The sequence below is a fragment of the Bradyrhizobium sp. USDA 376 genome, assembly GCF_054063675.1.
The window spans coordinates 5,219,629-5,231,912 of the sequence record NZ_JBSSGN010000001.1 but is presented as its reverse complement, the minus strand read 5'-3'; the positions used below and the strand labels follow the sequence as shown (position 1 = coordinate 5,231,912).

At 63.9% G+C, this 12,284-nt stretch carries 1 protein-coding gene (running past one end of the window); it reads right to left on the bottom strand.

Annotated features, from left to right (window positions below; all coding sequences use genetic code 11):
• Positions 1-12 precede the first annotated feature (12 nt).
• Positions 13-12,284, bottom strand: the 3' portion of a protein-coding gene (locus ACVJ19_RS24160; RefSeq protein WP_456739439.1) for a hypothetical protein. Its footprint extends 4,195 nt past the window's final position; only the last 12,272 of its 16,467 coding nucleotides appear in the window; the start codon falls outside the window, past its right edge; its stop codon occupies positions 13-15.

The window sequence follows — 12,284 nt, the reverse complement described above, 5'->3', positions numbered from 1 at the left end:
GCAATTTCGGGCTCAGGCATGGCCCTGAAGATTCATCGACAATGGACGTACGCGGAGACCGGCGTTCGGATTCCACTGGGCCTTGTTCTGGCCCACGTGGTTCAGGAAATCGTCGAGCCACTCCTGCGAACCATTCGACGGTCCTGAAGCGAGATGCTCAACGTCATCGAGACTATTGCGCCAGTTTATGCTGGTTGTTTCCTTCGCGCTATTGATAATCCGCGAGGAGTGATGCTCCGGCGTAGAGAGATCGTCTTGTGAGACTGTCGAGCTCTTCGGGACACCACCGGTCAGGCTTGCCGACAGCGAGACAAAGGACTTGCCGGGATCCTCGCTTGCGCCGACGGACTTACGGACCTCGGCGTTCTGCGACGCGCTTGCGATCGGGCTGAGGAGGATATTCGAGATCAGCGTAATGCCGCTGGGCTCGTCCGCCTTGGCGACCGCCGGTAGCGGCGGCGCGATCGTGGTCGTTGCCGGTGCAAGCGGGATCAGCGTCATCTGCGGCGCGGCTTGAGCGGCAGCCGCGCTCTGCAGCACCGCCGCGGAAGCCGGCGCCGGATGCCCGGCAGGCTCAGGCAGCCGCCTTTCGCCCGCGCGCAGGGTCATGCCGGCCACGTCGTCGCCGAGGTCTTCCGGCATTCCCATCGCATTGCCCATCTCATGGACCAGCGTCGTGAGCAGGTCCATGTGTCCGGCAGCCGGGCTTGACGATGCGGCTTCCAACACCTCATTGGACAGTCGGATCGCGAACTCCCGGTTGTCGCCAGGCGTCGGGTCGACGAACCATCCCCAACCGGCAGCCTCGGCATCAAGAACGATCGTGGATCCTGTCGTCGCGCCCAACATTTGATCCGGCAGGTCGGCGATCAGGACCGTGACCTGATCGAGGATCGACAGACGCGGATCGGCCGGTCCAAGCGCGGCGGTCCAAGCCTGTTTCGCAGCCGCAACGATGGCCGTCAGCTGGTCGGCCGTCACAACGGCGACATCCGTCGCCGGAGGCGCCGCCAGCGCGGCCACCTGCGGAGTACCGCCGCCGGCATAGGCGATATCGTCGCCGCGGATCAGCACGTTGTCGAAGGACGCATTGCCGTTGCGGGCGTAGAGCCCGAGGCTGCCATCGTGCACCAGGATGTTGTAGTTGAAGTTCAGGACGCTCTTGCCGTTGAGCACGACGTTGACGTTGTTCGTCACGCCCTCGGACAGCGCTACGAGCAGATTATAGTCGGTCCCGGCGGCGATGGTCGTGCTTGCGACGGCGTCGACGTACCAGTTTCCGTTGCTGCGGTGTCCGAGCACGACCTGGTTGGTTCCGGCGACGATGCCGGCATAGAGGAAGTCGTTGGTCGATGTGTACGCAAAGGTGAGCCCTGCCGATGTTCCGGCCTTGGCCGCATTCACCGTCGCCGAGTATTCGACATAGGACAGTGGTGCAACCGCGAACGCACGCGTGGAGAAGGCGGCATCGTTCGCCGGCGGAACCGCAAAGTAGCGGCCATTCGTCCCGCTGGTGGTGGTCCATGTCCCGGTCTGGGCGGCAAAGTTATTTGCGACGCCGTCCGAAAAATCTTCCAGCACATTGTAGGTGAAGCTTATCGGCAATCTCTGCACCGTGTACGAGGTGTACGCGGCGATGGAATTGTTGGTGCCGACGCCGACCATTCCCGTGTTCAGCGGCGCGTTGAACGCATACGACAGCTTCAGCGCGCTCGCGGCCTTGCCACCGTTTGCACTGGTCACCGTCAGGGTTGCCACGGTTCCGTTGACCGAGAGCAACAGGCTGTTCTGCGAGTTCAGGCCCAATCCGGGCTTGCCGGCGGAAAGCGTCGCAAGATCAGTCCAGCCGGTGTCTGAACGCTGACCGATCTTGATCAGGTTGTTGGTGACGTCGACACCCGCATACTTGAAGTTGTTCGTTCCCTGATAGTCGAAGATGATGAAGCCATTCTGCAGGGTGCCACCACTTGACACCTTCATGGTGGACTGGATTTCGAAGAAATTGCCCGGCAGCCACATATCGAGGTCGAACAGGCTGACATTGTCGCCGCTCACCTTCACCGTGCTGTTCTGGTAGGCGCTGTTGGCCACGGACCAGCTGCCGCTGTCGACGAACATGCCGGTTACGGTGTTTGGTGCGTAGCTCGCGCTACGCAGCACGTCGCGCTGCGTGCCCGGCGTGTTGCCAGCCTGCGGATCGGTCGGTGCGCCGGTCTGGGCGTGCCAGGCGGCATCCTGTTGCAGGACCAGACCGAGCTCGCCGGCCGGCTCGCCATTTCGGCTCGGAATGGGGTCGTTGGCCTTGGTCGGGGCCGGCGGCAGCGCGCCATTGTTCAGGTCGGAATAGCGCGTGGCGTCGACGCCATCGCTCAGCGACTCCGCATACAGGAAGTGGTGCAGGAAGGGCTGCATCGTGCGGCTGACCGTGGCCATGCCGAATTCGGAGAACGGCACGAGATAGCTGTTGTACTCGCCGACCCAGTCGATCAGCCGGTCGCCGCCGGTGTTGGCGATCAGAACGTCCTTGCCCGCGCCACCGTAGGCCCGATCTTCGTAGGTCGGTGCGGTCTCCGGAACGTTGTTCAGCCCGCTCGCCGTCGTCAGATCATCGTCGGCATTGAGCAGATCGTTGCCCCAGCCGCCATAGGTGTGGTCGCGGCCCGTGCCACCGACGATCCAGTCGTTGCCGTTATCGCCGAAGATATCGTCGTTGCCGTCGTCGCGGACCGGTCCATACGTCACGGACTGGTTCTGGTTGCCTGGCGTCGTGCCGCCCGGCCTCAAGACGCCCTCGGTCTGGTCGAAGTTCAGGAACCACTCGAGGCCGGCACCCGTGCTGCTGGCAGTCCCGTCCGCATTGAGGAGAATCTTCCGCATCGGATTGTTCTCGTCGTACAGCGCGAACTCACCGGTACGGTTCGCGATGTGCGGATGAGTGAACTTGCCGTCCGGATCCGTCGGATTGAAGCGAAGCGCGTCGCCGGGATTGAACGGATGGTAGTAATCGGTCTCGGCGATGCCCGTGAGATCGAGGGTCGTCGCGTTCTGCATCTGCGTGTAGGACAGCTTCAGCGCCTCGGCTCCCGACACTGCGTCGTCGCCGGAGCCGCCATGGATCCAGTCGCTGCCCAGGCCGCCGAAGATGATGTCGTCGTTGTGCCGTCGCGTCTTGCCATCGCTTGCGGCGCCGTTGTTCTTCGTGCTGACGACCGAGAAGTCGTCACGGGTTCCGTCGAAGCTCGGGTCCGAGCTGAACGGCGTCAGATCGACGGTCTTCTTCAGGGCGCCGCTCACGTTGATCGTGTCGATCTGCATGTTACCCGGTGTATAGATGTACTCGTTCAGCGCGTTGCCGTTGCTGTACTTCGGATCGGCATCGCTGGAGAGCAGCGGAGCGATGCCGAATAGCGGCTCACCCACGCTGACCAGATAGTTCGCATTGGCCGCGTCGGCGCTCAGGCTGTTGCGGTTGGTGAAGATGCGGCCGTCGTCACCGATGATGCCGTCCGAGCCGGTGCCGCCGGAGATCCAGTCGTTGCCGTAGCCACCGATCAGGTCGTCGTCCTGGCCTTCGCCGTATAGCCAGTCCTCGCCCTTGCCGGCGTAGATGAAGTCGTCACCGGACTCGCCGTGCAACTCGTCGGCCGCGCCGATGTCGGATGGCTGGTGCACCGGATCGAAATCAACACCGCCCGGCGTGTAGTCGAGCAGCCGATCGACGCGCGGGATAATGCGAACGAAGCCCACGGCGCTGTTGTAGTTGTCGTAGTTGAATGACAGGAAGCCATTGAGCGTCTGGACCGGATTGCCAGCCTGCGTCATCGTACCGGAGATGACGAGGGCGCCGACCGGTGGCGCAACCTGGCCCTTGATGCCAACCAGGCGGATGACGTCTCCGTTGTCGCCGATGATCGAGTCGGAGTCGTTGGCATGGCCATTCGGCGTGGTTGCAATCAACGAATTTCCGTCGATCGTCGCATCGCCAATGGCATTGCGGGCGATACCGCGGCCCGAACCGCCGAAGATCAGGTCAGAGCCGTCGGGCCGCTTGGCCGGCGTGTTGAGGCTGAACAGGTCGGAGCTGCCGCCGATCAAGTCGTCCTGGTTCTGGTTGCCGAACAGGATATCGTTGTCGCCGCCGCCTTCGATGTAATCCTGCCCGTCGGACGCGCCATCGAATGACGGGCGCAGGAACAGGGCGTTGGTGGCATCGCGGAACGGGTTGCCGGCGATGTTTGCGGCGACGTTGAGAACGCCCACCCGCCCGCCGATCGCGGTAGAGTAGCCGGCCGTGCCGTCGCCATTGTCGATCAGCGTGTGAGAGACGTACTCGATCGAGCCGTCGCCCTGCGCGACGTCGTTGCCCATCTCGCCGAAGATCATGTCGTCGGCGGCGCCGCCGGCGATGTAGTCGTTGCCGTACGAGCCGGCCGGCGCCAGCACCGTGGTGTTGCCGTGGTCGAACAGGGTGATCAGGTAGTCGCCCCAGCTGCCATGGCCGCGCGGATCGGCTTGCGGCAGGCCATTGGCGTAATCCAGGCCGGCGGCCAGGGTGTCGGTGCTCAACCCGGTGCTGTAGATCTGCGTACCGGACAGCGTCTCGAAGCGTCCGTTGCGGAAGTCGCCGAGATGTGTCGTCCGGCTGAGCGCGACGTTGTCGCCGAACAGCAGGTCGCGCCCGTTTTCGCCATCGAGCGAGTCGTTACCCATCCCGCCGATCAGGATGTCTTCGCCGCCATTGCCGAAGATCGTATCGTTGCCGCCGTATTGCCGGGACTGGCTGACGATGGTCCGGGCCAGCAGCGTGGTCTCGATGCGCTGCGGGGTGAGCGAAACCGGCTTTGTGGTATCGCGCCAGCCGGAGGTGGCCTGGCCGATGTCGCCGAGGTCGCCGAAGATCACGTCGTCATAGTCGCCGAACGCATCGGTTGCCGTTGAGCCCGGCGCGTCGCCGTAAATCAGGTCATTGCCGCCGTCGGTGACGTTGTCGAGCACCGTGGTCCCGGTGTTGCCGGCCGTCTGTGCGACGTTGAGGACGCGCGTGATGACGTCGACGTTGAAGCCGGAATCGCCGTAGATGTGGTCGACGCCGCGCTGGCCGATGATCGTGTCGTTGCCCGACCCGCCGGCGAGATGATCGCCGGCCTGGCTGCCGATGATCGTATCGTCGCCCTTGCCGCCGTATGCCGTGATGCCGACCGTCGGCAATTGCCCCGCCGGGATATTGCCGAACAGGTTGTGTGCGTCGATGACGTCGTTGCCCGCATACCTGTACTCGTTGGCCAGCGGGAAGACGTAGAAGTCGGCGTTCTGGCCGAGCCTGTTGCGCTCGACGATCGTGCGCGTGAGCGTCGGCGCCGAATTGCCGTTGTTGGTGAGCGTCAGGAAGGCGGGCTTCAGGTCGAACATGAACAGCGTGTCGACCTTCGTGCCCTGCCCGGAGATGATCGCCTGCTCGGGACCTTCCGCGATGACGCTGTTGGACACCTTCAGCGTCAGCACGGTGGCCGTCACGTGATCAACCTGGAAGACGCGCTTGTTCCCGGGGTCTCCGGGCGAGCCTGCTTTGTCCGGCGTACCGTAGACAGCGATGTTCATGCCGTCCTTGAAGCCGTCGGTGATCCAGCTGCCGCCATCGGATCTCGTGATGGTGTCGCCGGTCGCGTGCTGGGCAAACGTGACGAGGTACTGCGAGCCCGCGATTGCAACAGCGCCGACGTCGGCAGCGATCCGTGCGCCTTCCGTGATCGTTGGCGCTCCGGGATCCGCCAGCGTCGTCGGAATGACGCTGTTCTTGACCTCGAGGGTCAATGTATTCGCGGTGACGTCCACGAGTGTGAAGTTGACGTTGTTGTAGGTGGTGAGCGAGACCGAGATGGTCTGGCCCTTTGCAAAGCCTTCGGTCAGCCAGTTGCCGCCGTCGAACCGTGTGATGGTGTCGCCGGTATTGGAACGGGCAAACGCGACCTGGTAGGTGCCGCCGATCGCGATCAGGCCTTCCGGCACGAAGCCAGGATCGAACAGTCCCTGCCCCGGCTGCAGCTTGATCGTGCCGCTGTTCCATTCCTTGATGGTGTGGTTGCCATTCGCGAACGTCGTGAAGGCAGGCGTCAGATCGCTCAGGATCAGGGTGTTGTAGACCAGCGGATGGGCCGGATCGGTTCTGGTAAGCGTCTTCACGTTGCCGACCGGCGTGCCGTCGATCGTGATGAGGCCGTCGACCAGGAAGCGGGTCAGATCGGTGCTGCCGTTCCAGTCGCCGGTCGTACGCTTGATGACGCCGAACGTGCCTTCCAGTGTCGTAAACGTCGAGAATTCGAGACCCAATCCGGCGATCTCGGGGTTGGCCTGGCCCAGCGACGGCGTCGCCATGGTGAACGACACGTTGTCCATGTGCGGCTGCGGCTTGTTGCTGAACTTGCCGAGCGAGGAGGACTTGTCGGCCTTGCCGTTGTACCAGATGCCGTCCTGCGTGGTGTCGCCGTAGACGACCAGAGGCGCATCGACGTTGACCGTCATCGGCGCCGCGAAGATGGGCAGCCCGACTGCGCCCTTGACCAGCAGCGTGTCGCCGGCAACGGCGCTGGTGGCGAAGCCCGTCACCAGGAAATTGCCACTGATCCCGATCGTCACCGGCTCGGTGCCGACCGTGGGTACGACGGTATTGACCGCCGTCAAGGTCAGGGTCGACGCCGTCACGCTCTTGATCGTGAAGTTGCCGTTGTTGGTGAGATTGCCATTGGTGCTGGTCGTGCCCGAGAGCACGATCGTCTCGCCGGCAACGAAGCCGTCCGATAGCCAGCTGCCGCTGCTGCGCGTGATCGTGTCACCGTTGGCATTGCGCGCGAATGTGACGCCAGCATACGACCACTCGCCGGTGATGGTGATCTGTTGGCCGACCGCGAACGCGCTGTCGCCCAGATGGTCCGAAGCCCAGCCATGACCATCCGACCGGGTGATGCGATTGGTCGTTCCCTGCGGATCGCCGGCCAGTGCTGCGGCGACGGTGTTGATGCCGTTGATGTATTCCGTCGTGCCGTTGACGTTGATCGTGTCGCCGCCGATGCGGACGATCGCAACCTTCTGGATCGCAGGCAGCGCCGTCAGATCACCGCCCGTGAGCTTGAGCTTGGTGCTGGTGGGATCGTCGGTCACGAACCACACGCCCGGCTGTCCGTTGATGGCGACCGCCTGGCCCTTGGCGAAGCCGTCGGCAATCCAGCTGCCGCTGCTGCGTGTCAGCGCCTTCGCCGCGACGGTAAACGGTCCAGACACGACGTTCCGGCTGGTCACGGCCACAGTGCCGACAAGTCCGGTTGCGGGGGTCAGCGTCGTGTTGCCGAGCAGCAAGGCACTGCCGAAGCCGGTGCCGGATGGCGTGCTGGCGTTGTCGAAGCCAAGGACCGTGGCGTTCCCGACATTGCCGTTGGACAGCGAGAATGACACCTGCTGCCCCGCTGCGAAGCCGAGATTGTCCCAGGACAGGCCGTCGCGACGGATGATGCGGTCCGCCTGAACGTCGAAGTTGCCGGTCACCTGCAGCCAGTCGGTCACCGAGATCGTCCCGGTGGCGTTGGCCAGAAGCGTCAGTGCGGGGGCCCCGTTGGCGCCGAGCAGAACCAGGATGCTGCCGGGCTTGAGGTCCTGATCGAGGATCGCGGTGATCGTGTAGGAACCGGTGACGGAGCCACCGACCGTGTCGACGCTCAGCATCACTTGCTGACCCACGGCGAAGCCGGCGTCCACCCACGAGCGGCCGTCGGTGCGCTCGAGCGTACCCGTCTTGCCGCCCAGGCTCGGCGTGATGTTGAAGGCGTTGGTCGGCGCAATGCCGGCCGTCATCTGGATCGGCGCATTGCCGCCACCGTGCACGGTGGTGAGGCCGCCGTGCTCGGAGACGAGCCCGATCGTGCCGTCGGCATTGTGATCCGGCCCCGGGATCAGCGTGCTGTTGATGTCCAGCCGGTCGTTGCCGGCGCCGAGGAAGATGTTCACCGACTCGATCGTCGAGTGGCTTGCGTCGGTGCTGAACTCATGCGTGACCGGGTCGACGACGATCGATCCGTAGCTGATGCCGCCCGGATACTTGACGGACTCGCCGAACGGCGCTGGCGCACCCGCCAGCAACTTGCTGAAATCGAGGGTGCCGCCCATCTCGAAGCCCGTCAGGGCCGTCGAGGTCAGCGTTCCCGTATCGTTGGCGACCGTGCCGTCGTTGTAGATGTTGAGCACGTCGATCGACTGGGTCTCCGGCGGCTGCGGCGGGATGTTGAACAGCGGCCCATTGGCCTCGCCCGGCAGCAGCACGGCCTGCACCAGCGAGCGGTCGGCCGCGGTGGTACCGCCTTCAACGGCGAGCGGTCCGCGGATGCCGTCGAGACGATGCGCGACCTTCGGGAAGGCGCGGTAATTCTCGTGGCCCGGCTGGATGTCGAACCATGGGTCGGCGATCAGCTGAACCGTAACCTGCTGATACCAGTTTCCGGTGTCCGGATAGCTGGGATCGGGTTTGGGCGGGCTGGGCGGCGTATAGGTCACGCGCGCGGCCATCTGGATGACCGTCACCGTAACGTTGTTGCCGTTGCCACCGAGCGACCCGCTGTAGAAGCCCGACGCCGGGTGGTCGGTCAGCACCAGCATGTCGAGCTTGTCCGGCGTCGTGCCGGTGATGAGATCGATCTTTTCGATCTTGTCGCCGCCAATGCCCTTGATCTTGATCAGCTGGCCCTCGAAGAAGCCGCTGTCGAGCCAGCTCGTGCCGTCCCTGCGGACCAGCACATCCAGCATCTTCCTGATGCTGACGTTCTGGTACGACGCGTCCGCGGCCGGGCTTCCGCTCAGCGTCAGCTGCGTGTCGCTCACCCCGGTCACTGTGAGTGCCGTTCCCAGGGCACTCTGGTCCGCCTGGAGGATGGTGATCACCTGCCCGATGGCGAAATTGTCGTTCTTGAAGCTGCCGACGTCGTTCCTGGTGATCACGTTGCCGGACACGCTGATGTTGCCGGTGAAGAGCTGGAACGGAACGCTCGTGACGCTGTAGTCGACGTTTCCGACGTACCGGCCGCGCTCGACGACCATGTCGATCGCCACGGTCTTGTTGTCGTCGGTATCGAAGGTACCGAACGCCGTCGGCAGGGCCGAGCCACCGGCATCCGTGAGGCGGATGGTGCTCGCCGTGACGCCGTCGTTCGCGGAGTCGATCGTGTAGAAACCGCCGGGCAGATTGATGTCGCCGTTGTCGACACCGACCACGCCGGTTCCCTCGATACGGATGCGCTGGCCCGGCAGGAAACCGTCGCCGATGAAACTGCCGGTCTCCGAACCGCTGGCGCGCGTGATGATCACGGTGTGGGCATCGACACTGGTCACCGTGATGTGGCCGGTGAAGAGCTGCACGGGCTGGAGCCCGCCCGTTTCCTGCAGACTGACCCGACCGCCGGTCACGAGGTCGGTCTGTCCGTCCGTCACCACATCGACATTGACGTTGGACTTCGGCGGGCTCTGCAGGCGCATCGTGTAGCTGTCGCCCTCCCCCGGCCCGTCCGAGGTTGTGCCAGCCGTGACCAGCGTCCGGCCGGCGCTCTCGAGCAGGAACACGCCCGCCGTCTCGTCGTCCAACACCTTGGCATAGATCGGCGTATCGCTGCTGAACGCCGCGTTCTTGTACGCCGTGTTCGATGTCGATACGAGGCCGTCAAGGTTGACGGTGCTCAGGAAGACACCGCCGGTAAAGGTCGGTACCACGTTGGCCAGTGTCTTCAACGTCAGCGTCGTCTCGGTTGCCGCAGTAATGAGATAGGCGCCGGCGTTCGGACCACCCGTAATGGTGATCTTGTGACCGACCGAGTAGCCGTCGGTCAGCCAATTGGCACCGAAATCCGCCGGATCCTGGCGGCTGACCGTGGCGCCGGCGAAGGTGAGATTCAACGACTGATCAACGTAGATCGAGTGAACGATCGTCGTGTTGTGCGGATCCTGGATCTGGCCATCGTTCACGGCGGTCGCCGTGATGATGACGGGCTTGTTCCAGTTGCTCGAATCGAATGTGAGGTAATAGACGCCCGAACGGACGCCAAACTGGTCCAGTCCGACGCCGAACCGCGCGTCGGACGAGCTCAGCGTCATGCGGCTGTCCTGCGGCTTCAGTGCAATGGTGACCACGCCGCCGATCGGCTGGTTCTCGAGCTCGACCGCATAGAGGTCGGTCACCGCCGTGGTGGCATCCCCCTCGAGCACGATCGTGTTGTTGTCGCTCGGATGATTGAGATATTTCGCCGGATAAAGCGCCGGGTCTGTCGTCGTCGGATCCAGTTGCGTGATCAGGATCCCGGGCTGGTCGTTGTCGTGAATCGTCACTTCGACGTTGCGCACGATGGCATGGTTGAAGGAGGCGTCGTCGCTGAGGACGCTGTGGCTCGTCACCACCGTCCGCACGCCCTCCGGCCGGTTGTCATCGACCGCCATCAGGTGGACCAGATGCTCGTGCGCCTTGTCCCAATTGGTGTCGTCGAACACCAGCACGATGGACCGCGCCGGGACGTGGATGAGGGTTCCGTTGAGGTAGATGTCGCGGTCGTAGTTCGCCGCCGCAATCGCTCCGACCTTCGAATCGTCCTCCGCCAAGAGCATGCTGTCGCCCGGCGGCAGGCCGTTCGCGTCGAGGGGAACCAGACCATTGCCGAGCTCATCCAGGATGTCGCCCGAATGCAGCAGCCCGTCCTTCACGTGCTCTTCCTCCGGCGGCATCGCCGCCGTGATGGTGACGTAGACATGGGTGCCGTGAACCGGCGCGTGCTGCAGATAGACGCCGTAGACGTCCTGGATTCCGCTCTCGCTGATATCTGTGAAACCACGGCTCGCATCGCCGAGCACTTCCTCGTCGATGATCACCTGCCCCTGGTTGGGCCGCGCGACGCTGAGATCGATGCCGTCGGCAACGATACCGTCATAGGCCGAGTCATCCGAGGTGACCCGGTTGTTCACCATTCCGCTGGTGCCTTCGATATCGCGCGACACCACCGGGCCGGTGACGTCACCCGCAACGTTCATCGTGTCGTTGCCGAGGCCGCCGATGACCCGCGTCGCCACGCCCGGCTGCGTGCTCAGCACGTCGATGATGTCGTCTCCCTCCAGCGCATCGACCTCGAGAACCTCGATGTTCTGGTAGGTCACCGTGAGGCCGGCTCCGAAGATGCCCTTTTCAGTGACGACGATGTGGTCGGCAAACTCGGTGCCGAGGATCACCAGCTTGTCGAAACCGTTGCCGCCATCGACCGACACCGGCGCATTGATGTTATATTCGACCTGGTTGGCACCGGCGCCCGTCCGAATGGCGGTTTCGGCCGCCGTCGAGAAGCCCCTGGTGAGCTTCGGCTTCGCGATCTCCTGGACCGGATCGACCCAGACGATGTCGCCCGTGACCGGGTTGGTCTCGGCCAACGCGAAGGCCCGCACCGTGAAGAGGTCGTTGCCATCGTCGCCTTCGAGCCGCAATGGCGATTGATTGCTGTAGACGGTGAACGTGTCATCGCCGGTGCCGCCCTCGGCCACCAGCGGCGAGGTCGCACCGGCAGAGAGCCAGCCGCGCGTCGTGGCGACCGTCCCGTAGATGCTCTGGGGCGTCAGCGAATTGACCAGCTGCGGGAACTGATCGTAGGGCGTCACGACCGAGCCGCCGAACGTATTGCCGAGCGGCGCCGGCGAATGGGTGCTGCCGTCACGCTGATAGCCGTAGATCTGGCCGATCTGGAACGAGTCGTTGTCGGCCCCGCCATCGAGCGTCGTGATGGCGGCATTGTCGTCCACGGCAAAGTAGTCGTTGCCGCCCTGGCCTAACACCATCAAGCTGCCGTTGATCGAGCTGTCGTAGTTGATGCGCTGGACGCTTTGCGACCGGACGTTTGGATCGTTGTTGGGATCCGAGGCCTGCGCCCGGGCGAGGTTGTTCACATGCAACAGCGCCACGAATGCCGAATCGTCGGCATAGAGCACCGGCCGGTTCGCCGTCTCCTGGGCTATTCCGGTCGTGCGCCGCAGCAGGAAGACGTCATCGAAGCCCTTGTCTGCTCCCCGATAGTTGGCGTTTGGATCGTTGATCGCGTTGTCATCGCGGCCGTACACAGTGAGGTTGTCGACGCCGTCGGCAGCGGCGCCGGTATCGAGCACGTTGACCACATAGTTGCGGACCTCGCCGTGCGTGCCGGTGGTGTTGATGACGTAGGTATCGGACGCCGACTGGCCGTCCAGCGTCAGGGTGTCGCCCGTTTCGACGCCGGTCTGCGTCT